Source organism: Psychrobacter proteolyticus (assembly GCF_038155145.1).
GTDB lineage: Bacteria > Pseudomonadota > Gammaproteobacteria > Pseudomonadales > Moraxellaceae > Psychrobacter > Psychrobacter proteolyticus_B.
On the sequence record NZ_JBAKAY010000009.1, the window covers coordinates 65,335 to 87,885 of the forward strand.

A 22,551-nucleotide genomic window follows, 5' to 3' on the forward strand; every position below is an offset into this window, starting at 1 on the left:
CCTTATTCGTTATTCGCTGTTTCACTAGTAGAATCAGTAGTATTCGCTACTTCTTCACCAGCATCAGCCATTTGTACATCTTGACCAGCTTTTAAGGTAACATAGGCTTTTTTGTAGTCGTTACGACGGCCAATGCTTTTACCAAAACGCTTTGTCTTACCTTTAACATTCAAAGTGTTTACTTTAGTGACTTCAACACCTTCAAACATCAACTCAACTGCTTTCTTGACTTCAAGCTTAGTAGCATTAGAATCAATTTTAAATACCTGCACACCAAGTGAGTCGCCAAGCATTTGAGATTTTTCTGAGAATACAGGCCCTCTTAAGACCTGATAAAGTCTTGCGTTATTCATGCTAGTGCTTCCTCAAATTGTTTCGCAGCTTCAACTGACATGATCACTTTATCAAATGCGATCAAGCTCACTGGGTCCACTTCGTTTGTACCAAGTACATTGACATGTGGAATGTTGCGAGCAGCTAAGTATAAGTTTTCATCAACTTCTTTAGTAACGATTAGTGCACGAGGTGCATTTAAATCGTTTAACTTAGCAATCAGTTCTTTGGTTTTCGGCCCAGAAACGCTCAACTCTTCTACCAAAATCAGACGCTCTTGACGAATCAATTCTGCTAGGATGCACTGCATCGCACCGCGATACATTTTACGGTTTACTTTCTGTGACCAATCTTGTGGTTTTGCAGCGAATGCACGACCACCTGAACGCCAGATTGGGCTACGAATAGAACCCGCACGAGCGCGACCAGTACCTTTTTGGCGCCATGGCTTAATACCACCGCCAGAAACTTCGGCACGTGTTTTTTGTGCGCGTGTACCTTGGCGAGCACCAGCTAAATAAGCGGTGACGACTTGATGCACTAGTGCTTCGTTGAATTCACGACCAAATGCCGTATCAGAAAGCTCAACCGCCGCACCTGTAACTGTTTTTAAATCCACGTTAATCCCCTTGCTTAGGCTTTGACTGACGGACGTACGATAACATCGCCACCGGTGGCACCTGGGATAGCACCCTTGATGACAAGTAACCCTTTTTCGGCATCAACCGAAATCACTTCTAGGCCCTGAACGGTAACACGCTTGTTACCCATCTGACCCGCCATCTTCTTGCCTTTGAATACTTTACCTGGTGACTGGTTTTGACCAGTTGAACCATGCGCACGATGAGACACTGAGTTACCATGAGTAGCATCTTGCATACTAAAGTTGTGACGCTTAACAGGGCCTTGGAAACCTTTACCTTTGCTCTGTCCTGTCACATCAACCATCTGACCTTGTTCGAACAAGTCAGCTAGAATCTCGCCACCAATCTCACGACCTTCAAGATCGCTTTCGTTGGCACGGAATTCCCAAACACCACGGCCAGCTTTAACACCAGCTTTAGCGAAGTGACCCTTTTGTGCAGCTGTTACGCGGCTGTCACGACGAGTACCTGTGGTAATTTGGATGGCTTGATAACCATCTACATCAGTATTTTTTACTTGAGTAATGCGGTTTGCATCGACCTCAACAACTGTTACAGGGATAGATGCGCCTGTTTCAGTGAAGACACGGGTCATGCCGCACTTTTTACCGACTAAACCGATCGCCATTTTAGACCTCTTTATATCTTATATTAATGGGTTGGGTGTTTAATGTGCATTAACCCAAAGCAATTTGAACGTCAACACCCGCCGCTAAATCTAATTTCATTAGCGCATCCACAGTTTTGTCAGTTGGCTGAACGATATCAACCATACGCTTATGAGTACGGATTTCGTACTGGTCACGAGCGTCTTTGTTAACGTGTGGTGAGGTTAGAACGTTGAAGCGCTCAATGCGAGTCGGCAACGGTACAGGACCACAAACTTGCGCACCGGTGCGCTTTGCAGTATCAACAATCTCTTGTGCAGATTGATCAATCAGACGATGATCAAAAGACTTAAGACGGATACGGATTCTCTGGTTAGCCATGCCAGCAAGCTCCTAATATGTGCCTTTGTCATTCTTGCGTCGCAAGACCATGATCAAAAGCAGTTTGGTTAAATATTCACTTAAAGCGGCCTTCTGTTCTTAACCAGAATGAGTTCTTTATCCGAACTTATAGCGTGCCAAAAGCAAAATAGTTTAAAGCCCCGCCAACCCTCCTATTAATTGGAAAGTAGCAAAGGCATAATGAAATAGTGCTAGAAACGATGCTCTAGCTGTCATAGCGCTAGCTTTTTTTATTCAGCTGCGCATATATAATTCAGTGGTGTATATTATACATAGTATTTTAGGTATTGCAAGAGCAATCTCTAGTATCATTAGAGATGCTCCTTCTTATACTAGCCACTAATCACACAAATATTTTCATCTAAAATTATTATTTGTTTTGGATAATATTAATCTAAAACAATATCATACTGCTCTTGGGTATATAGATTCTCTACATCAAAAGTAATCACCCTACCTAGCAGATACTCTAAATCAGCCACTGTGTCTGACTCTGTTGTAAGCAATAAATCAATGACTGCCGCATGAGCAACCACTGTGAACTTTTTGGGAGAATTATAAGTGCGGGCGCAGCGCATGATTTCGCGGAAAATCTCAAAGCAAACCGTCTCTGCGGTTTTGACAAACCCTCGACCTTGACAAGTCGAACACGGCTCACAAAGCTGCTGACCCAATGATTCACGCGTGCGTTTGCGTGTCATCTCTACTAAGCCAAGTTCACTAACCTGCGTAATTTTGGTTTTTGCATAATCTTGAGTAAGCTGTGCCTGTAGGCTCTCAAGCACGTCATCTTTATGCTGCTGTTCAAGCATATCGATAAAATCTAGAATAATGATGCCGCCTAGATTACGTAGTCGTAGCTGTCGAGCGATAGCATGTGTGGCTTCTAGATTAGTCTTATAAACCGTATCCTCTAATGAGCGACCACCCACAAAAGAACCTGTATTAACATCAATCGTGGTCATAGCTTCGGTCTGATCGATAATCAGATAGCCGCCAGACTTGAGATCGACACGGCGCTTTAATGCGTCACGCAAGTCATCTTCAACACGGTGTACATCGAATAGCGACTGCTCAGCAGTATAATGCACAATACGATCATAGACAAATGGAACAAACTCTTTAGCAAAGTATCTGACTTGCTCATAGATTTGCGTATTATCAATGATGACTTTTTCGGTATCAGCGTGAACCAAGTCACGGATAGAACGTAATGGTAATGACAGTTCTTGATAGATTAGCTCTGAGCTCTGATGATGATTAATCTCTTGACGACGAGCACAGATAGTACGCCACAGCTGCAATAGATAATAGATGTCTTCTTCTAGCTTATCGACGGGCACACGCTCAGCAGCGGTACGGGCGATAAGGCCACCTTTTAGATTGACCGTCTGCATTAGGCTGCTAAGTTCGGTCTTTAATCGGCTACGCTCTTCTTCGCCATCGATACGCTGCGATATGCCAATATGATCACTCGATGGCAAATATACTAGATAACGTGATGGTAGTGAGATGTTGGTCGTTAGACGAGCACCTTTACTTCCTAACTGGTCTTTGGTTACCTGTACCAAAATACGCTGACTTTCATGTAGGCGATGCTGAATCAAAGTTTTAGACGCTGGTACGATCTCTGTGCTTTGTGCACTGACAATAGGCGGTGTCACAGCCAAGCTATCAGCAGAAGCGTTGGTAGTCGCATCGTCCTCATTTATCTCGTGCTTAGTGACCTTAGCCGCTTTGTTTTTTTCTGCAACGGGGCGTGGTTCACGCTGCATATCGTTGACATGTAGAAATGCGGTCCGTGATTGACCAATATCTACGAAGGCTGCCTGCATACCAGGAAGGACACGTACGACCGTCCCCAGATAGATATTGCCGACCAACCCCAGTTTGTGATGTCGTTCAATATAAATCTCGCCCAAAATACCATTGTCTAAAACCGCAACACGGGATTCCATTGGACTAATATTAATCAGCAGCTCTTCGGACATAGTTTTTTCTCTTATCTCTCAGCTTTCTTATTAGACGGTCATCGCCTATTAGATTGACAGTGTAACAAATGCGACTTGCTCTTGCCCATTACCCTACCGTGTCATTATGTGCATATCCCATTATAACGGGTTGACTGTGTCCATACTGCCTTCTTTGATTCCTTTGATTAGTGCCAGTGTTTGTGCCAGTGGCAGACCAACGACATTGGTATAGCTGCCATTAATACGACTAACCCATGCCGCACCCAGTCCTTGAATACCATACCCGCCCGCTTTATCAGCAGGTTCGCCACTATCCCAATAATCGCTCATCATCTGTGTCGTCAGTGGTATAAAGGTCACTTCCGTACGCTCAGTGATTCGCTGCTGATTAATAATTTGCAAGGACTGTGTAGGTTCTGATGGGCTTGGTTCTGCTTTAGGCAATAACTGTACTTGAGTCGCTTGAACGGCAGTCCATACTTCGTGGACGTTATCAGACATACGCTGCCACATACTATATGCATGATCGCGATCGACGGGCTTGACCAAGACTGTCTTACCATCTGACAGCACACCGATGGTGTCAGAGGTCAAAATCATAAATGGTGATGTGAGGCTATCGTAATCTGCTCGAGACGTGTCGCACAATTTTTGTATCGCGGCATCGGCTTTGGTTGCGACCATGCGTTCGATATAGTCTGTCGGCGACTCATTATCTAACGCCGTCTCATCAATATCTACGCTCAAGATAGTAAAATCTAGTTGCACTCTTTCTAGTAGCTCACGACGACGCGGAGAGCCAGATGCCAAAACGATATCCATCAATCTTCTCTTCATTTATAAATTTATGATGTGTGTGGTTGTACAATATTGTATACAGAGCAAGCTAAGCTGTTAAACAAAGTAATCTTGATAACTGATGATTTATCAACGCGAAAACTTGCGCAAAGCAAACAGCACGAGTGGCCAGCTAATAATACTCATAAACAATGACAATGCAGACTGGGCGACAAAGACGTTTTGAATAAACATCTGTAGTATCCATAGATTTAACTGAAAGACAATCAGCCCTAGACTAGCAATCAGCCACGCGCTCACGGTATTCAACTGTCTGACGTAGATACTAGTAATTTTAATAACCAGTGCAACCACAACAGCGGCGAACGCTTGCTGCCCTAAATGGGTATCCATCAATAAATCAGCAATTAGTCCAACTGTGAATGCGGTAAAAATGCCGACATAGCGCGGCTGAAACAGCAACCAATAAATCAGCACCATGATCATGACCATGGGACGCAATGTGGCCATGCTTGGGCTTAGTGGATAGACATTGAGTGATGATGCAGCGATGAAACTCAGAACAATCACAACTATCAATAGTACCGTGGCATTCTCAGAATCAGGATACGACATGGGTACTTACCTTAGCGAGTGTTTGATGGTTGCTGTTATATTGTTGATTGGATATTGGCAAGGTGAATACCATAAATGGAAAGCTTTAAAACATTAATAAGCCAGCTAATTAGCCGTCAATACTGTGGCTTACGTCGTTATCTATGGATCACTAGCAGCAGCATTGTTCTCATTTAACAGCTTGTCTTGAAGTATTAAAACATAGGCATTATCGATAAAGTTGGCTGCTGGAGTAACTTCGATCGTTCTAAAGTTATCGGTTTGCTCGTCTTTGACATGCGCGATACGCCCTACTCGATAACCTGCCGGAATACGACCGCCCAGTCCTGAAGACACTAGTTCATCACCTACTCGCACATCCGATGTTTTGAAGACGTAATTGAGACTTAATGAAGATGGGATGCCTTGGCCTGTGACGATAGCACGCTGACCAGTACGCTTAACAGTAACCGCAACTGACTGCTGCTCATCTGTAATCAACAACAAACGGCTAGTATTCGGGTAGACATTGATAATCTGTCCTAATACACCGTCTTCATCGATGACCGTTTGCCCAACTTGTACGCCATCTTGCTCACCTTTATTAAGCACGACAATCTGTCTGAGCAAGTTGGTATCTGTGCCGATGACTTGCGCCAAATTAAGATCGAACTGCTCAGGCTTGGTGGTAGATAAGATACCTTGCAGACGTGCGTTCTGCGCCAAGATATAATCTTGCTGTTGTAGCTTGGCATGCGCGTGTATCAATTGCGACTTTAGCTGCATGTTTTCGCGACGCAGTGCTTCTTTTGATTGTAGACTACCACCTGCCCAGTGCTTGGCATAGCTTGGTAATAGAGACAGCTCATAGATTGGTTGCATGGCGGCATGACTGGTGCTACGTACAGGCTTGAACCAATCAGAGTTTTTGCTATCAAACCACATCAAAATTAAGGCTGCTATCAATACAATAACAGTCTTACGAAGTGATAACGGCTGGCGAGCAAAAATACTTGGAGTCATAAGTCGTCTGATTTAAGGATTCTAAAATGAACAATAGCACTTATTTACAGCATGAGTGTTTATCGAGGATATTGTGTTCTAGCACAAATGAATGCAATTAAAGGTAGCACAATCGGCTACCTTTAATTTTATATATAGTCAATTTTCTATAAATTGGATACGGTGTCAGTCACGCTCAGCCTACTATTTGTAGTACTTTCGCTCGGCTTCTTTGTATCCAAATTATATTGAACCGACTATATTTATAGTTTCATCATTCACATAAATCATCATATATTGCCAAGACTATATAGCAATTAAGGATAAAGATGACTTAAACAAAAATCATGTTTAAACTTTTGTTATTGATGAAATCAAGCGCGATACCACCACCACGGCTGACGCAGGTTAATGGGTCTTCTGCTACCGTCACTGGCAAACCGGTCTCTTGCGAGATAAGTTTATCTAAGTCACGTAATAGTGCGCCGCCACCTGTCAATACAATGCCACGCTCAGCGATATCTGATGATAACTCTGGCGGAGTCTGCTCAAGTGCTACTTTTACAGCGCTAACAATACCACTCAATGGATCAGTCAACGCTTTTTGCACTTCTTCTGAATTGACAGTAAAGGTCTTTGGCACACCTTCTGCCATGCTACGACCACGAACTTCTACTTCTAGTTGGCTGTCTTCATTCAATGCAGAACCGACTTCTTTTTTGATACGCTCAGCAGTCGTCTCACCAATGACACAACCATGCGTACGGCGTACATGGGTGATGATCGCTTCATCAAACATATCGCCACCGATACGAATCGACTCAGCATATACGCAACCAGATAGTGCGATAACAGCAATCTCAGTTGTACCACCACCGATGTCCACCACCATAGAACCACTGGCTTCATGAACTGGCATACCAGCACCGATTGCCGCAGCCATTGGCTCTTCTAGCAATAGTACTTTGCTCGCACCTGCTGATGATACTGCCTCACGAATCGCCTTACGCTCAACCAAGGTAGACTTACATGGCACACAAACCACGACGTTAGGCTGTGCCATAAAACGCTTGGCTTTTACTTTAGCGATAAAGTGCTTAAGCATTTTTTGCGTCACTTCAAAATCAGCAATCACACCGTCTTTCAACGGGCGAATCGCTGTGATGTTCGCAGGCGTACGACCTAGCATCTGCTTGGCATCGATACCAACAGCGGCGACGGTCGGGTTTTGAGTACGATTGCTTCGTAACGCGACCACCGTAGGCTCGTCAAGCACGACGCCTTTATTAGGAATAAAAATTAGGGTGTTCGCAGTACCGAGGTCGATAGCGATATTATTTGATAAAAATCCAAACAGGTTCATGACTAATATATCCAGCGTCTTACGAATGAGGCGAATGAGATTGACTGAGGTGTTACTCGTCAGTGTTGAGCAGGTCGTCGTTAAACATTACTTGTGGCAACAGTTAATCATCCCAACAAGTCAAAATCCAAACTATAATGATGAAATGAAAAAACTGAGCTAAATTATACCGATTTAGCTCAAAAAAAACATAGATATTTGCATCAGTAAGTAAGGATTTTTGTCTTAGACGCCAAAAGTTGTTACAAAGTTTGAAATAGTAGTGAATATCATTCAACTCAATGAAACATCATTTAATCTGATAACTAACAAGGCTCTACAGGCAGATGAATGTTTTGCTTAATAGCAGATGCATACTGTAACGTATTTTAGAAGCTAATTGGAGAGCAATTGAGGAACAATGATGAATTAGGGGGTCAGTTTTGCAATTCTCTGTAAATCATTGTGTCTTAATTGGCATTATGGATCAGCTAGCACCATATCTTATTTAATATTACGTCTTTATCAACTCAGCCTCTTGGTTGAGATTGTGCATCAATCAAGCGTCATGCTCTGTAAACTTGAGTCAGATGCTTTATAATAAGCTCACTGATTATTTATCTCTATTTTAGTTGTTTCTATTTTAGCGCTTACGTATTTTCGTTTTCGTAATCAACTACTCTAACAAAAACTGTCCTTAACTGGAGAAACTATGTCTCAGCAGCCAGCAACGTCTGACAGCAACGTCAGCCGTGAAGAAATCCTAGAAGTTGCCAACCTTGCCCGCTTAGGTGTCGATGAAAGTACAGCCGATAGCTATGCTGATGATATCAGTAAAGTATTAAAACTGATGAATACGCTATCTAACGTTGATACGACAGACATCAAGCCACTAGCCAATATCCATGAAGCTTGCCAAGAGCTGCGTGCTGATGTGGCAAAACACGATATCAATCGTGAGCGTAATCAGTCAGTCGCGCCTGCTGTAGAAGAAGGCTTGTATCTAGTGCCTCAGGTGATTGAATAATAGTGGCTGAATAATACAACCATGCATTTGTCACTATCCTATTTTATTTTATGCTATTAACATTTTGACGGACGACACCTTATGTCTGAACTTCATTTATTAAGTACCGAGCAGCTCATTACTGGCTTGCAAAACAAACAATTTAGCAGCGCGGAATTAACCGAACACTACATCAAGCGTATCGATGCGCTAGACAGCAAGATCAATAGCTTTATCACTCATACTTCTGAGACAGCACGCGCACAAGCAAAAGCGGCAGACGAGATGCGTGCACAAGGCGATCAGCGTCCACTACTCGGCGTACCAATGGCGCACAAAGATATCTTTTGTACCCAAGGCGTACTGACCACTTGTGGCTCTAAGATGCTACATAACTTTGTCTCACCATATGACGCGACTATCGTTTCTAACATCGACAAAGCTGGCATGATTAGCTTAGGTAAGCTCAATATGGATGAGTTTGCGATGGGCTCAGACAACAGTAGCTCTTACTACGGTACGGTACAGAATCCTTGGAATCTAGAGCGCGTGCCTGGTGGCTCGTCAGGTGGTAGTGCTGCTGCTGTTGCTGCTGGTTTTGTTCCTGTTGCTACCGGTAGTGATACGGGTGGCTCTATTCGTCAGCCTGCCTCATTCTGTGGCCTAACAGGTATCAAGCCTACTTATGGCCGTGTGTCACGCTTTGGTATGATTGCCTACGCCTCAAGTTTGGATCAGGCGGGTAGCATGGGACGCAGCGCTAAAGATTGCGCCTATCTGCTCCAGCCAATGATTGGTCATGATCCGCGCGATGCCACTTCTATCAAATACGAGATGCCTGACTACGTACAAGACATCAATGATGCGGAGGCTGCTGCTGGTGATAAGCCATTTGAAGGTCTTCGTATTGGTGTAGCCAAAGAATACTTTGGTACAGGGCTTGATAGCGAAGTCGAGCAAGCAGCACGTGCTGCGCTCAAGAAATACGAAGAGCTTGGTGCAACGATTGTAGAAGTAAACATCACTGATCCTGAGATCACGCTTGCCACTTACTATATGTTAGCACCTGCTGAAGCATCATCGAACCTTTCACGCTTCGATGGCGTACGTTTTGGCTATCGCTGTGAGAACCCAACCGACCTTATCGATCTATATACACGCTCACGCTCTGAAGGCTTTGGCCCTGAAGTACAACGTCGTATTTTGACAGGGACTTATGCGCTATCGGCTGGCTACTTTGATGCTTACTATACTAAGGCACAGAAGATTCGTCGTTTGATCGTCAAAGACTTTGACGAAGCATTTGCTAGCTGTGATGTGATCGCTAGCCCGACTGCACCGACTGCGGCTTATAAACTCAGTGAAGACCTAGATCCTGCAACGATGTATTTAGGTGACGTTTATACCATCGCGGTCAACCTAGCGGGTCTACCTGCCCTCAGTCAGCCAGTTGGTTTGACGACGGAAGGTCTACCTATTGGTTTGCAATTGATCGGTAAGCACTGGCAAGAAAGTCAACTGCTCACGACTGCGCATCTGTTCCAGCAACATACTGATCATCACCTACAACACTCTACCATCGCAAAGGAGACGGTATAATGAGTACAGCTACTACTGATAACAATGCCGTCCGTGAACACGCCGTGCGTAAAGAGCTATTTGTCGATGGCTATGAAGTGGTCATCGGTATCGAGATTCACTGCCAGCTAAATACGGAAAGTAAGATCTTCTCAAGTGCGCCGACTGACTTTGGTCATGAGCCAAACAGCCAAGCAAGTATCGTCGATTTGGGTTTGCCTGGCGTATTACCAGTGCTAAATGCTGGTGTGGTCGATCGCGCGCTAAAATTCGGTATCGGTGTTAATGCTGAGTTGGGTCTATTTAATACGTTTGACCGTAAAAACTACTTCTACCCTGATTTGCCTAAAGGCTATCAAATCACTCAGATGGCCAATCCTATTGTAGGTGAAGGCTATATCGATGTCGTGGTCAATGAAGGGGAAAAGAACGAATATCCGAAGCGTATGGGTATCACCCGCGCACATCTAGAAGAAGATGCTGGTAAATCTGTCCATGATGCAGTCGACGGTATGACTGGTGTGGATTTGAACCGTGCAGGTACGCCACTAATCGAAATCGTCTCTGAGCCAGACATGCGCTCAGCTCACGAAGCACTTGCCTACATCAAAGCCATCCATCAGCTAGTCACGTGGCTAGGTATTTCAGACGCAGTAATGGCCGAAGGCTCATTCCGCTGTGACTGTAACGTCTCTGTGCGCAAGCCAGGCGCTGATCTCGGTACACGTACTGAACTAAAAAACCTAAACTCGTTCCGCTTTATCGAACGTGCTATCAATCGTGAAATCGAGCGTCAAATCGATATCCTAGAAGATGGCGGCAAAGTTGTCCAAGCAACGATGCTATATGATCCAGAGCGTGATGAAACGCGTACCATGCGTACCAAAGAAGACGCCAACGACTATCGCTACTTCCCTGATCCTGACCTGCTACCTGTCCGTATCGAGCAGCATACGGTTGATGCGATCAAAGCAGCGATGCCTGAGCTACCAGTTGCTCGTCGCGCACGCTTTGAAGAAGCACTTGGTCTGTCAGAATATGACGCTCGTATCTTGACTGGTAGTCGTCAAATTGCTGATTACTTCGAAGATGTGGTAGCTGAAATCGGACAGCAAGATGCCAAAATGGCTGGCAACTGGGTCATGGGCGACTTGCTCGGCGCGCTGAACAAAGATGACACCGATATCATCGACTCCCCTATCAGCGCCAAACAGTTGGCTGGCATGCTCAAGCGTATCAAAGATGACACGCTATCTGGCAAACTGGCTAAAAAAGTCTTTAGTGCTCTATACGAGCGCGAAGGCGGCGATGGCGATGATGCAGCAGATAAAATCATCAAAGACAAAGGCCTTAAGCAAGAAACCGATACTGGCGCTATCAAAGCGATGGTCGAAGAAGTCATTGCAAAAAATGAAGCGATGGTCGAAGAATATCGCGGCGGTAAGGAAAAAGCCTTTAACGGTCTGGTCGGTCAGGTCATGAAAGCCAGTCGCGGTAGTGCTAACCCACAGCAAGTGAACCAAATTCTAAAAGAATTATTGGGTTAACTTTGTGATAAGAGCACGTTGCTTGTACTTTTACATGAAAAGTTACTATTCATCGATAAAAGTACAAGTAACTTATAAGAGGGATTCTCTTACTATGCTTGCAATGAATTTAGATTAGCATTTTTATTTATACATTCTAGGTGTTTCATAAGCTTTTTAAATATTTCTACATACGTAGCTTTAGGGAAATTTTAAATGATCAATAAGTATAGCTTGAGCAAGAATGTTACGTCTATACAATGTCTAGATTCCTTGAATTCGCAAGAAAATATGATCGTTCAATATTTTAATTCTGCTTTGTTTGATAAAAATGCGGCAGAATTAAATATTATTATTGCAAATGAATTTGATGTGCGTTTGACTTTAAATAAAGGCGAACCTACCTCTGATTTATTACAGCGCGCTAGAGAAGTTATGTCTCAAATAGTAGAGATGGATTTAGAGGCAAACAAAAATCAGCAAAATACGATTGAAAAGTATCAGCCGTACATATATGAAGTCGAAATTAATTTGCAAGACGATGAAGTTAATCTAGAGTATGTTTCAAGCATTGTTAATACCGCTTGGGGCATGTTTTTTAGACGTACAAAAGAAGGCAAGTGGCTTTTTGACAATATAGGTTAGTGGGTTATTTGTACAATAATTAATCCTTGCAATATACATAGTTTTGCGTAAAATAGTCAGTCATTCGGGGCGTAGCGCAGTCTGGTAGCGCACTACACTGGGGGTGTAGTGGTCGCAGGTTCAAATCCTGCCGTTCCGACCAAACATAGCAGTAATAAGAAAAGCCAATCATTGTTTTCAATGGTTGGCTTTTTTTTGTGCTAAATTTGGTTGGTTAGTTTGTGGTGTACTAAATAGAAAGTGAGCTAGACTCGTTCAATCTAAAGATGTAGGAATATAAATTATGAGTTTAATGGATAAACCTAAAACAGACTTCTACAAAGAATATGTATCCATAAAAGATTTTCTTTTCTACGTTGCTTTCACTCAAAAAGAAACAGTTAGCGACGTTGCTTCATGGTTACTTTACAACGCCTTTTCAAAGGATATTACATCTTATGAAATTGATCGGCACTACAGAGTCTTTAAAGGGAAGATAAAATCTGGAGCTGATAAAAACATAGAAAGATTTTTTGAACAGATTACCTTTGATGGTTACCATGCTTACCATGCGTATGTATGTTTCATTAGAGACAAAGAAGACGGTATAGATAGTAGTCATTGGAAAGATAGCTTTATAAACGAAGATTACTATAAATTAGTTTATTCCAACTTCTACCTAAATAAAGCAGAGCTTTACGAGTTAGATTACATAAAAGGCTTGAATCTCAATTTTGATCAAGCAAGTGATTATATTTATCATACTTATAGCTGTGATGGTATTGATGCTACGGTAAAGCCTGAGGGGGTTTCTAGCGGTACGGGTTGGCATCCTATTACTTTACAACAGAAAAAAATAAATTTAGCTAAAGAGCGTGATAAAGATGTCCCACAACCTAAGCTGTCATTAGAGACATTAAACAAGGCTATAGATCTTATAGCATCAATGCCTAATGAGATACCACAAAAAGAAGCGCTAACAAAAACTATAAATGAAGAAGTTAGTAGTAGAAGCCAAGATAAAAAATTGATAGCAATGTTAGCGATTTTACTTGCTCAAAAATCCAATGTATTCCAAGTAGGTAATAGACCTAATGCGACACAGATAAATGAAGCTATCGTTAACCTTGCACAACAAGAACTACAAGTTATTGATGATGATATGTTTGGACTAAAAGGTAATACAGCTAAAATAAGCAACGCCATTAAAGAGTATTCTCACATTATTAAAAATAAGCTGAAAGATGAACTTTAACTTTAATTAATCAACCTTAATTTATTCACTAACTTCACCTCATAAACTAGCAACCATAAGCCGCAGCAATCAAGTTACGGTAAGTATGGAGCTAGACACATGAAACAGAAAAATCATATTCCAACTAAGCCAAAACAAAAACCATCTCAACATCAACCTAAATGGCAACTCTCTCTACTTAAAATAGTACTCAGCATCCTTTTACCCTACCTGCTATCACCGCTTGATATCAGCATTCATATTTATCACATTAATATCATGTTTTAAAGCCAAAAAGCTGAGCACTACCCTAGCAGATACTTGTCATCTATAGACTTTTATAGAGCGAGCCGTTAGGGTAAATGCTACACCTTTACACTGGTTTATCCTATGTCCGAGCCTGTCAATCAGCCCACACCTAATCGCCTCATGAATGACGCTCCTTGGGAACGTTACCGCCGACCTTATGTGCGCGATTTGTCTTATGTACTGTCTTGTCCCAATGTGTTGACACAGTGGCTAGACTTTGCGCCACATCAGAGTACACATACCGTTGCCGTGCATAGCGCGCAATTTTGGCAGACGCAATTTGAGGCGTATGAGCAACGATTAACAGAGCTAGACACCACTGCCGCCTATCAAGTGCTGACTCGCTATTTACTCAAACGCCCAAGTCCCAATCGGCTGGGATTTCATTTTGAAGGCTTACTGTCATTTTGGTTAGAGGATGGATTTGCGCGCAAGCTGCATTCGTATGAGACATTGGCTAGCAATGTGCAGCTCTATAATGGTAAGCAGACGACTGGCGAGCTTGATTTGATTTTGTATAACCATGCAGAACAGCTAGTAGAGCATTGGGAGCTAGCCATTAAGTTTTTTATGGGATCAGCACCTTTTGAGCCTGTGAACTGGGTTGGTATTAATTCCAATGATAATCTACAGCGCAAGATGACACACATGCAAACCAAGCAGTTTCGAGCGGTGTGGGTAGATACAGAAAATCACGGACAGGTAAAAATCGATAAGCGTTATGGCGTGATCAAAGGGCGATTCTTTTTACCGATTAACACAGCTGATTGCGGTGATTATGACTGGCCATATTGGCTAACGCCGAGCTTTCCGATACACGAATGGTGTGATAAAAGAGACATGGCAAGTCTTGCAACGATTGACACTACCGCTTTGCGAGCCGCGCATTATATTGAATGGTTCACCAAGCGCGACTTTTATGATGAGCGAAATACTTATGATGGTCATCAGCAGCCGATAGTTTGGTCAGATAGCGAACTACCTAAAACAGGTTTATATTTTGAAGGTAATCGACTAGTCGTTATTTATCCAAGGCAGTCAGACCAACTCGATGAATAAATTTAGCTAACCTAAAGTTTTAAAATGAAACTGCTTGGATAATGTTTTAGCCTTAACAATCGGACAGCTTTCACAGAATGCTTAATAGCTTTCAATCACTTGCATTAGCTCATATCTAAGCATATCGGCACTCGGCATACGCTCAGCGTGGAAGCGCACCATCGCAATACCTGCACTGGCAAGCGCCTTATCCTTCTTATCATCCGCTTTTTGGCGGGCTTTGCTACTATGCGTCCAGTCATCAAGCTCGATAGCGACCAATGTGGTCTGAGCATCGACATCCACAATCACATAGTCAACGCTCTGACGGCAGATACGATTGAACCAAAAGCTACGCTCTGATGTCTCACTACTATTGGCTTCAATGATCCGTGACAGCTGTACTTGGACAAATATGTGATACTCCGGCAGCGCGTTTTTTAACTTATTAAAAAATATCACTTCCGTATCGGTCATGATTGGCATCGGCGCAAATGGCCAGATCGCTAGCTCATCACCGCGCACAGGTTTTGGATCAGGCTCGACGACGGGGCGCTTCGTCAGTAGTGTTGGTAGCAGCTTCGGTAACGTAATCAGACCCAAAAACCCAACGGCCAATATTAAAAATATAACACCAAACGACATGGTTCTACCTTATACAATATGAGAGTGATGGGCTACTTGTCATTATTAATAGCAATGAACAATGCACCGACCACGACAAGGCAACCTATATAGGCTGACAGGTTATACAACAACGGATTGTAAAAATGGCGCTCATCTTAACTAAGGCGGCGCAAATCAGCAATCTATAAAACAAAAAACACGACAGTATTTGTCGTGTTTTTATATAAAGTAGATAAAAGCCGAATCGAGACCGCTAGAAACTCTAGCTTAACGCCAGTAAAGCACCCAAGCGCTGGTCGTATTTACTTTGGGGTCACTATTGATTTTATCTTTTAGTGCCAATGCTGCGACTTTGCCACGTTCAGGCCCAACCACAACACGCACTCCACGACTGGTGGCACTGGTCTTGACTTGATAACCTGCTGCTCGGAACTTTTTCGCTAACTCATCCGCTTTGGCTTGGTCATTTGCTAGAGCCACTTGCACCCCAAAGCTACCTTTAGCGTCTGTTTCTTTAACCTCTTTACGCGCTTCGCTCAGTTTCTTCTGCGCTTCACGTTTGGCATCGGCAGATTTCTTCGCCAGCGCTTCTTCTTGTTGGCGCTTCTTCTCACGCGCTTGTTCAGCGGCCGCCGCTTCACGCTCCAGACGCTGTACCTGTTTGCTCGATGGGATGGTGATGCTCTGACCCAGTTGTAGCGCTGCTGATGGTGATAGGTTGTTGGCTTGAGCCAATACTTCTACAGGCATATTGTATTGTCTTGCTAGCTTTATGAGTCCATCACCTTTCTTAATCTGATATTCAGAAGGCGATTTTGGTGGCTCATTTTTAGCCGCTTCAGCTGCTTCTCTTTTTCTCTCAGCCGCTGCTTGGGCTTCAGCCTGCTTTTTTGCTTCGGCTAGTTTCTCTGCCTCCGCTTGTTTTTTGCTCTCAGCAAGTTTTTTGGCGGCCGCTTGCTCTTTGATGGCCGCTTGCCTTTGAGCTTCTTGTTGCTCTTGAACCGCTTTTTGCTTCTCGGCTTCGCTAGACTTTGTAATATCAGTAGCAGACTGACTCTCAGTACGAGGCTGAACGGTCAGATCTGTAGTAACGTCTTTTGTAGCCTCTGTATTGGTAGTTTCATCAGTAGTTGGCGCACTATTATCAACATATTGCTGGCTCTCAGCACGTGCCTTAGCCAATGCTTCTGCTTCTGCAACTTCCTGCTCTGTCAAAAACTCTTTTGCACGTTTTTCTTGCTCTGCAACGCGGGCTGCACGCTCTTTTTGCTTTTGCGCAAGGATACGTTTTTCTGTTTCGATATCAGTGGTGAGCGGCTGCGGAGACTCTTGCTCCGAGCTTGATTTATCAACCATCGCTGACATCGGCTCTGGTTGATCGCTATCGCCAATCTGTTGCACCATGGCGTATAGCATCACGCTACCGCCGATAATCATCCCAATGCCCAATAAGGCTTGTCTCGAAAAGTTCATCCGTTTACGTCTCTTAGTTGGTAATAAGGTTGATTGAGCGGTGCAGCGACAATCTCAAAGCAGTGTATCCAATCGCTTTAATCATAATCTCTTACCGCCAGTTACTGTCAGTTAATGCCATCAGAGTTCAAAATTTGTGCCGACCATCTTCTACCAGTCTGGCAAATCATTTTGATTATAAAGCATATTTTTCATGCTGTCTGCTATCAGGCTACGACTAAGATTAACATTAAACAGGCACTACTTTAACTTAAATTATCATACGCTAAGGGCAATTAATGCTTCCCCAATCGTATGAAACGAGCCACATACGACGATAAGGTCTTGCGGCTGGCTCGCCTCTATCACTGCATGGGTCGCTGTATACAGACCGTCAAACTCATATATATTGGTGCTATCAACATATTTAACCAAAACATCTTGCAGCTGTTCAGTAGTCGCGGCACGAGGATAATCGATTTCAGCGATAAACCAATCACTAATCGGTAAGCCTGCTTGGGTTAGGCGCTGCACAACCTTACCAATATCTTTATCACCTAACATAGAAAATAGCATTTTTATTTTTGGTGTAGGGATATCCGCTGAGCTATTTTGATTACTTTGCTTGGCTACGTGCTGCTGCCAAAACGGTAATAGCTGGGCTAATAAGAACTCAACGCCTTGCTCATTATGCGCCACATCAAACAACCAATGGCGGCTATGGCTCTCACGATAATCGAAGCGACCAGCTAATTTGACAGTTTGTAGTGCTTGCTCAATCGCATTGATTTCAACATCTAATGGACTTGCTAATACTGCTGATAGTGCATTGGCCGTGTTAGTTAACGATAGCGCAGGACGTGGTAACTGCAAGGTAACCGCCGCATTACTGTATTGCCAAGTCGTTGAATCAATATCGCGGTAGCTAAAATCTTGTCCAATCTGATAACAAGTTGCCTGCTGAGTATCGATGGTTTGTTGCACGCTGGATGGCATCTCAGTAGCACCGTAAATCAAAGGAATGCCTTTGCGCAAGATACCTGCTTTCTCGCGACCAATATCCTCGACATTATCACCCAACCAGTCAACGTGATCGATACCGATATTGGTAATAACTGTCATGTCAGGATCAATAATATTGACCACATCTAGCCGTCCACCCAATCCTACTTCTAATACCCACACGTCACAGTCTGCTTCAGCGAATATCAATAGTGCTGCTAGTGTAGTCATCTCAAAGAACGACAACGTCAAATCGCACTGTAAGCGTGCTGCCTCTACTTTGCTAAAAGCCTCAATCAGCGTCTGGTCGCTGACCATCTCGCCATTGATACGCACACGCTCGTTGAAAACGCTCAGATGTGGCGACTGATATAGTGCCGTCTTGTAGCCTGCGGCTTTACACATTTCGGCGATGACAGCGGTTGTAGAACCTTTGCCATTGGTACCTGCTACAGTAAATACATAAGCGTCATCTTTCGCTGATTGCACCACGCCTAACGCTTCTGCGACAGGTAACACACGTGACAATCCCATATCAATTGCAGATACATGAATCTGCTGCATATAATCGAGCCATTCAGTTAGGCTAGCACTTTCATTAGGACTATGGGCGTTGGGGCTGCGAAGGTCAGATGCTAAAAGGTCAGACATGGATAAAACCTATATAAAATTTAATAAGAGATAAAAATATATGTGTTAGCTAAAACCAAAAATAGCACTTACCGTGCAATGACGATAAATGCTATTAGGGGTCTTGCATATGCAGTAGATGTTAGCACGCAGCTAAGTCTTTATGCACTCAATAAATGATTCATTATACTTAGTCATTTACCTTATTGAGCATCTCATTTTACTGAGCATCTACATTTGGTACGCGGCATAGTTTTGCAAGCAGACGATAGATTGTATCAATTAGCTGATGACGGTGTACTACTTCATCCACTACGCCATGCTCTAATAAGAACTCAGCGCGCTGGAATGGCTCTTCTAACGTCTCACGTACAGTCTGCTCGATCACACGCTTACCAGCGAAACCAATCATCGCTTTTGGTTCTGCTAGATGGATATCACCCAGCATCGCCAGTGATGCAGTTACACCGCCGTATACCGGATTGGTCAATACCACGATGTAGGGAATCCCAGCGATTCTTAGACGCTCAATCGCCGCTGCCGTGCGTGCCATTTGCATCAACGATAGCAGGCCTTCTTGCATACGTGCACCACCAGAAGCGGCAAAGCAAACCAAAGGTACTTTTTGCTCTAGCGCTTTTTCAGCTGCTTGAACGAAACGATCACCAACGACTGAACCCATTGACCCACCCATAAAGCGGAAGTCAAAAGCACAGGCGACGATATCAAGGTTACGCAGTTTGCCATACATCGCAACCAACGCCTCAGACTCACCTGTTTTTTCTTGTGCTTCACTCATACGCGCAGGATATGGTTTACTATCCACAAAGCTCAATGGATCTTTTGCCGTAAATTCTTGCCCTGTCTCGCCGTCTACTTGATCAAGCAGCCAGTTCAAGCGCTCACGAGCACTCATCGGTAAATGATGATCACAATGCGGGCACACATAGCAATTAAAAATCAGCGCTGTGTTGGTAATCATCGAATGACAATTACTACACTTAGTTGATGGTTCAGTCTCTACCGCAGACAGTGGCGCAGTCAAATGCTGCTTGATGCCTGGAATAGGACGGTTAAACCATGACTGCCTATCCGTATTGCTGTTTGGCGCGGCTTTAGCAGTATTGTTATCGGGTTTTGTTATTGTATCAGTCATATTATTTGCCATCATAAAAGGCTTATTGACAAGTTTGCTCATTCGCTTGTCATTGAGAGTTTAATGGTTGTCTAAACAAAGCGTCTAATACAGTCATAACATGAGCAATCATGCGACATACTGATAAATAAATCTCGTATGTCGGTAATTTGATTATGCGCTTGTTGATAGATGATATATTTGCCAATCAAAATGACTAATAAATCATTGCTATCAGACACCATATAATAGTGATGTTAGTTTACACTCGTAAACTAATTTTAGCAAAGTCATTTAGTATTGTCTTCACGTAAAGCATTTGCGTAAAGTCTTAGGTAAACAATAGCTGCGATTTGACTTTGCTGTTTCAAATAACTATTTCTTCAAATAACTATCTCTTTAAGTAATAACAATATGAAAGCAATAGCTATTAAGCGCTTAAACTGTCTAACGCTTCGCGTAGCTCATCCATTTTTGCCATGATGTTCTGCTGTGCATTTGCAACCGCAGCCGCGTCATTGGCATCAATATCGGCAAAGTTCTGTACCAAGGCACTACCGACGATAACGCCATCTGCATGAGTACCGATCGCTTTTGCAGAGGCACCATCACGGATACCAAAGCCGACGCATACTGGCAAGTCTGTTTCTGCTTTGATTGCTTGAACTTGGGTCGCTACATCGTCAGTATCTAGTGTGGCTGAACCAGTCACGCCTTTTAGTGATACATAATAAATATAGCCGCCACAATGAGTCAATACTTGTTCACGACGCTCGGGCAACGTCGTTGGTGATAGTAAGAAAATCTCATTCATCGAATGATCAGTTAAATGCTGAGTGAAGCTACCCGCTTCTGCTGGTGGCAAATCTACCATCAACAAACCATCAACGCCTGACTGCTCACATAGCGCCACAAAGTTGTCATAGCCGATGATTTCAACGGGATTAAGATAGCCCATCAAGATAATTGGCGTTTGCGTATCTGTTTGACGGAACTCTGCAACCATCTTTAATGCATCACGAGTACTCGTACCTGCTGCTAATGCACGCTCGCCAGCCAAGGCTACAGTTGGGCCATCGGCCATTGGGTCAGAGAATGGTAGACCGACTTCGATCATATCTGCACCGTGTTTCACTAAATCGTGCAACAGACCTACTGTAGTGGTCGGATTAGGATCGCCTGCCATTACATAAGGAATTAAGGCTTTTTTATTTTGTGATTTTAAGGTTTCAAAGGTACTTTCAATTCTGGTCATAGTGGTCTCTTAATTGTTATAAACTGGCTTGTTTGACCTTTCATTTAATAACCTATATTGAACAATAAAAGGTCAAACAATTTTTCTTATAAAGAAGAATCTAGTAACTTATAAATTTGATAACTTACAAAGATACTCGTTACTACAACTCAATCCCTTCTGCTTTCATCACTGAATGCAGATCCTTGTCACCGCGACCTGACATATTAACGATAATCGTCTGATCAGGGGTCATGGTTTTAGCCAGTTTCAATGCATAAGCGACAGCATGAGCAGTCTCAAGCGCAGGAATGATACCTTCTTTACGAGTTGCCTCATGGAAGCCTTCTAACGCTTCTTTATCCGTACAGCCAACATACTCAACGCGCTTCATATCTTTTAGGAAGCTATGCTCTGGGCCGACACCAGGATAATCAAGACCCGCTGAGATAGAATGCGTCTCTTGAATCTGGCCATCATCATCTGCCATGAGGTAAGTACGGTTACCATGTAGCACGCCAATACGACCAGCAGCCAATGGTGCTGAATGACGACCTGACTCGATACCATCGCCTGTCGCTTCGACACCATACATTTTAACGTCAGTATCGTTTAGGAAGTCAAAGAACAAACCAATAGCATTTGAGCCACCACCGACACACGCAACCAAGGCATCTGGCATTTTGCCTGTTTTTTCTAGATGCTGAATACGTGCTTCTTTACCGATAATCGCTTGGAAATCACGAACCAACAGCGGATAAGGATGCGGGCCTGCCACAGTACCGATAATGTAATAGGTGCTATCCACATTGGTCACCCAGTCACGCATGGCTTCATTCATTGCGTCCTTGAGCGTGCGTGAGCCAGAAGTGACGGGCACAACTGTCGCGCCAAGCAAGCGCATACGATAGACATTCATCTTTTGACGCTCGACATCGTCAGCACCCATATAGACGATACACTCTAGCCCTAAGCGTGCGGCAATTGTCGCCGTCGCTACGCCATGCTGTCCTGCACCAGTCTCAGCGATGATACGTTTTTTACCACACATTTTGGCAAGCAGTGCCTGACCAATGGTGTTATTTACTTTATGTGCGCCTGTATGGTTTAGGTCTTCACGTTTGAAGTAAATTTGCGCACCGCCAATCTCATCGCTCAAACGTTTAGCATGATACAGCGGCGTTGGACGACCGACATAATTGACCAAATCGTTGTGATACTCTTCCCAGAATGCTGGGTCTGCTTTTACTTTGGTATAAAGCGTTTCTAGCTCTTCTAAAGCAGCCATTAGCGTCTCAGAGACAAAACGCCCCCCATGTACACCGAAATGACCGCGCGCATCAGGATACTGATTAAAGTCCTGTACGTTTTCAGGGTTGGTAAAAGTATTAACCGATTGTGCGGTAGCAGATAAATCTTTGTTCTCGACATGACTCATGATAATTCCTACTGTAATAAGT

22 protein-coding genes and 1 tRNA gene are annotated in these 22,551 nt (G+C 43.5%); 8 read left to right on the forward strand and 15 right to left on the reverse strand.

What is annotated here, in order from left to right; genetic code table 11:
* Window positions 1–2: 2 nt before the first annotated feature.
* The 9 genes from rplW to V6252_RS11675 all read right to left on the reverse strand — a co-directional run bounded on the left by rplW (window position 3) and on the right by V6252_RS11675 (window position 7,726).
* On the reverse strand, window positions 3–353 hold the full coding sequence (gene rplW / locus V6252_RS11635) for a 50S ribosomal protein L23 (RefSeq protein WP_057758700.1): 351 nt from the start codon (window positions 351–353) through the stop codon (window positions 3–5).
* On the reverse strand, window positions 350–952 hold the full coding sequence (gene rplD, locus V6252_RS11640) for a 50S ribosomal protein L4 (RefSeq protein WP_057758698.1): 603 nt from the start codon (window positions 950–952) through the stop codon (window positions 350–352). Before rplD ends, rplW begins: the two co-directional genes overlap by 4 nt.
* Before the next feature lie 14 nt (window positions 953–966).
* Complete coding sequence (gene rplC / locus V6252_RS11645; RefSeq protein ID WP_057758696.1) at window positions 967–1,605, reverse strand: 50S ribosomal protein L3; 639 nt, start codon at window positions 1,603–1,605, stop codon at window positions 967–969.
* Window positions 1,606–1,654: 49 nt separating this feature from the next.
* The gene (rpsJ, locus tag V6252_RS11650) at window positions 1,655–1,966 is read right to left on the reverse strand and encodes a 30S ribosomal protein S10 (RefSeq protein WP_010196670.1); all 312 of its coding nucleotides are present in this window, start codon (window positions 1,964–1,966) and stop codon (window positions 1,655–1,657) included.
* Between the two features lie 410 nt (window positions 1,967–2,376).
* Window positions 2,377–3,978 (reverse strand): Rne/Rng family ribonuclease, encoded by a 1,602-nt coding sequence (locus V6252_RS11655; RefSeq protein WP_341610540.1) that lies wholly within the window; start codon window positions 3,976–3,978, stop codon window positions 2,377–2,379.
* Window positions 3,979–4,098: 120 nt separating this feature from the next.
* On the reverse strand, window positions 4,099–4,782 hold the full coding sequence (locus tag V6252_RS11660; protein ID WP_341610541.1) for a Maf family protein: 684 nt from the start codon (window positions 4,780–4,782) through the stop codon (window positions 4,099–4,101).
* A gap of 105 nt (window positions 4,783–4,887) precedes the next feature.
* The gene (gene mreD / locus V6252_RS11665) at window positions 4,888–5,373 is read right to left on the reverse strand and encodes a rod shape-determining protein MreD (RefSeq protein ID WP_057758689.1); all 486 of its coding nucleotides are present in this window, start codon (window positions 5,371–5,373) and stop codon (window positions 4,888–4,890) included.
* Between the two features lie 141 nt (window positions 5,374–5,514).
* Window positions 5,515–6,375: a rod shape-determining protein MreC gene (gene mreC / locus V6252_RS11670; RefSeq protein WP_341610542.1), complete on the reverse strand. Its 861-nt coding sequence runs from the start codon at window positions 6,373–6,375 to the stop codon at window positions 5,515–5,517.
* Window positions 6,376–6,688: 313 nt separating this feature from the next.
* Window positions 6,689–7,726, reverse strand: a complete 1,038-nt coding sequence (locus tag V6252_RS11675) for a rod shape-determining protein (RefSeq protein WP_057758685.1) — start codon at window positions 7,724–7,726, stop codon at window positions 6,689–6,691.
* 25 nt (window positions 7,727–7,751) lie between these two features.
* On the opposite strand from V6252_RS11675, the gene V6252_RS11680 reads away from it, so the two are divergent.
* From V6252_RS11680 to V6252_RS11715, 8 genes are all read left to right on the forward strand, one after another.
* Window positions 7,752–7,880 carry a hypothetical protein gene (locus tag V6252_RS11680; RefSeq protein WP_264757031.1) on the forward strand — a complete coding sequence of 43 codons (129 nt, stop codon included), beginning with the start codon at window positions 7,752–7,754 and terminating at the stop codon, window positions 7,878–7,880.
* 528 nt (window positions 7,881–8,408) lie between these two features.
* On the forward strand, window positions 8,409–8,723 hold the full coding sequence (gene gatC, locus V6252_RS11685) for an Asp-tRNA(Asn)/Glu-tRNA(Gln) amidotransferase subunit GatC (RefSeq protein WP_057758683.1): 315 nt from the start codon (window positions 8,409–8,411) through the stop codon (window positions 8,721–8,723).
* An 81-nt stretch (window positions 8,724–8,804) separates the two neighbouring features.
* Entirely contained in the window at window positions 8,805–10,301 is a 1,497-nt protein-coding gene (gatA, locus tag V6252_RS11690) for an Asp-tRNA(Asn)/Glu-tRNA(Gln) amidotransferase subunit GatA (protein WP_341610543.1), read from the forward strand.
* Window positions 10,301–11,827, forward strand: a complete 1,527-nt coding sequence (gatB, locus tag V6252_RS11695; protein ID WP_102092404.1) for an Asp-tRNA(Asn)/Glu-tRNA(Gln) amidotransferase subunit GatB — start codon at window positions 10,301–10,303, stop codon at window positions 11,825–11,827. Before gatA ends, gatB begins: the two co-directional genes overlap by 1 nt.
* A gap of 252 nt (window positions 11,828–12,079) precedes the next feature.
* Window positions 12,080–12,451, forward strand: a complete 372-nt coding sequence (locus V6252_RS11700; RefSeq protein ID WP_341610544.1) for a hypothetical protein — start codon at window positions 12,080–12,082, stop codon at window positions 12,449–12,451.
* Between the two features lie 65 nt (window positions 12,452–12,516).
* Window positions 12,517–12,593 (forward strand) — tRNA-Pro (locus V6252_RS11705).
* A gap of 141 nt (window positions 12,594–12,734) precedes the next feature.
* Window positions 12,735–13,685 (forward strand): hypothetical protein, encoded by a 951-nt coding sequence (locus V6252_RS11710; RefSeq protein ID WP_341610545.1) that lies wholly within the window; start codon window positions 12,735–12,737, stop codon window positions 13,683–13,685.
* Window positions 13,686–14,054: 369 nt separating this feature from the next.
* A complete protein-coding gene (locus V6252_RS11715; RefSeq protein ID WP_341610546.1) occupies window positions 14,055–15,032 on the forward strand; it encodes a DUF1853 family protein in 978 nt (325 codons plus the stop codon).
* A gap of 81 nt (window positions 15,033–15,113) precedes the next feature.
* Here V6252_RS11715 and V6252_RS11720 read toward each other — a convergent pair whose 3' ends face one another.
* The 6 genes from V6252_RS11720 to trpB all read right to left on the reverse strand — a co-directional run bounded on the left by V6252_RS11720 (window position 15,114) and on the right by trpB (window position 22,529).
* Complete coding sequence (locus V6252_RS11720; protein ID WP_057758628.1) at window positions 15,114–15,656, reverse strand: DUF2726 domain-containing protein; 543 nt, start codon at window positions 15,654–15,656, stop codon at window positions 15,114–15,116.
* Window positions 15,657–15,905: 249 nt separating this feature from the next.
* Window positions 15,906–17,111, reverse strand: coding sequence for an SPOR and LysM peptidoglycan-binding domain-containing protein (locus V6252_RS11725; RefSeq protein ID WP_341610547.1), 1,206 nt, complete (start codon window positions 17,109–17,111; stop codon window positions 15,906–15,908).
* Window positions 17,112–17,369: 258 nt separating this feature from the next.
* Entirely contained in the window at window positions 17,370–18,743 is a 1,374-nt protein-coding gene (gene folC / locus V6252_RS11730) for a bifunctional tetrahydrofolate synthase/dihydrofolate synthase (protein ID WP_341610548.1), read from the reverse strand.
* A 199-nt stretch (window positions 18,744–18,942) separates the two neighbouring features.
* Window positions 18,943–19,890 carry an acetyl-CoA carboxylase, carboxyltransferase subunit beta gene (accD, locus tag V6252_RS11735; protein ID WP_180952657.1) on the reverse strand — a complete coding sequence of 316 codons (948 nt, stop codon included), beginning with the start codon at window positions 19,888–19,890 and terminating at the stop codon, window positions 18,943–18,945.
* Between the two features lie 397 nt (window positions 19,891–20,287).
* On the reverse strand, window positions 20,288–21,112 hold the full coding sequence (gene trpA / locus V6252_RS11740) for a tryptophan synthase subunit alpha (RefSeq protein ID WP_191114779.1): 825 nt from the start codon (window positions 21,110–21,112) through the stop codon (window positions 20,288–20,290).
* A gap of 142 nt (window positions 21,113–21,254) precedes the next feature.
* Complete coding sequence (trpB, locus tag V6252_RS11745; RefSeq protein ID WP_191114778.1) at window positions 21,255–22,529, reverse strand: tryptophan synthase subunit beta; 1,275 nt, start codon at window positions 22,527–22,529, stop codon at window positions 21,255–21,257.
* Between the last annotated feature and the right edge of the window lie 22 nt (window positions 22,530–22,551).

What these genes read in the sequence shown, in the direction of transcription:
- gatB (WP_102092404.1), top strand. Translation starts at nt 10,301, where the DNA reads ATGAGTACAGCTACTACTGATAACAATGCCGTCCGTGAACACGCCGTG.
- V6252_RS11720 (WP_057758628.1), bottom strand. Translation starts at nt 15,656, where the DNA reads ATGTCGTTTGGTGTTATATTTTTAATATTGGCCGTTGGGTTTTTGGGT.
- mreC (WP_341610542.1), bottom strand. Translation starts at nt 6,375, where the DNA reads ATGACTCCAAGTATTTTTGCTCGCCAGCCGTTATCACTTCGTAAGACT.
- accD (WP_180952657.1), bottom strand. Translation starts at nt 19,890, where the DNA reads ATGGCAAATAATATGACTGATACAATAACAAAACCCGATAACAATACT.
- trpB (WP_191114778.1), bottom strand. Translation starts at nt 22,529, where the DNA reads ATGAGTCATGTCGAGAACAAAGATTTATCTGCTACCGCACAATCGGTT.
- V6252_RS11680 (WP_264757031.1), top strand. Translation starts at nt 7,752, where the DNA reads ATGAGATTGACTGAGGTGTTACTCGTCAGTGTTGAGCAGGTCGTCGTT.
- V6252_RS11710 (WP_341610545.1), top strand. Translation starts at nt 12,735, where the DNA reads ATGAGTTTAATGGATAAACCTAAAACAGACTTCTACAAAGAATATGTA.
- folC (WP_341610548.1), bottom strand. Translation starts at nt 18,743, where the DNA reads ATGTCTGACCTTTTAGCATCTGACCTTCGCAGCCCCAACGCCCATAGT.
- V6252_RS11655 (WP_341610540.1), bottom strand. Translation starts at nt 3,978, where the DNA reads ATGTCCGAAGAGCTGCTGATTAATATTAGTCCAATGGAATCCCGTGTT.
- rplC (WP_057758696.1), bottom strand. Translation starts at nt 1,605, where the DNA reads ATGGCGATCGGTTTAGTCGGTAAAAAGTGCGGCATGACCCGTGTCTTC.
- V6252_RS11660 (WP_341610541.1), bottom strand. Translation starts at nt 4,782, where the DNA reads ATGGATATCGTTTTGGCATCTGGCTCTCCGCGTCGTCGTGAGCTACTA.
- gatC (WP_057758683.1), top strand. Translation starts at nt 8,409, where the DNA reads ATGTCTCAGCAGCCAGCAACGTCTGACAGCAACGTCAGCCGTGAAGAA.
- V6252_RS11725 (WP_341610547.1), bottom strand. Translation starts at nt 17,111, where the DNA reads ATGAACTTTTCGAGACAAGCCTTATTGGGCATTGGGATGATTATCGGC.
- gatA (WP_341610543.1), top strand. Translation starts at nt 8,805, where the DNA reads ATGTCTGAACTTCATTTATTAAGTACCGAGCAGCTCATTACTGGCTTG.
- rpsJ (WP_010196670.1), bottom strand. Translation starts at nt 1,966, where the DNA reads ATGGCTAACCAGAGAATCCGTATCCGTCTTAAGTCTTTTGATCATCGT.
- V6252_RS11715 (WP_341610546.1), top strand. Translation starts at nt 14,055, where the DNA reads ATGTCCGAGCCTGTCAATCAGCCCACACCTAATCGCCTCATGAATGAC.
- mreD (WP_057758689.1), bottom strand. Translation starts at nt 5,373, where the DNA reads ATGTCGTATCCTGATTCTGAGAATGCCACGGTACTATTGATAGTTGTG.
- trpA (WP_191114779.1), bottom strand. Translation starts at nt 21,112, where the DNA reads ATGACCAGAATTGAAAGTACCTTTGAAACCTTAAAATCACAAAATAAA.
- rplW (WP_057758700.1), bottom strand. Translation starts at nt 353, where the DNA reads ATGAATAACGCAAGACTTTATCAGGTCTTAAGAGGGCCTGTATTCTCA.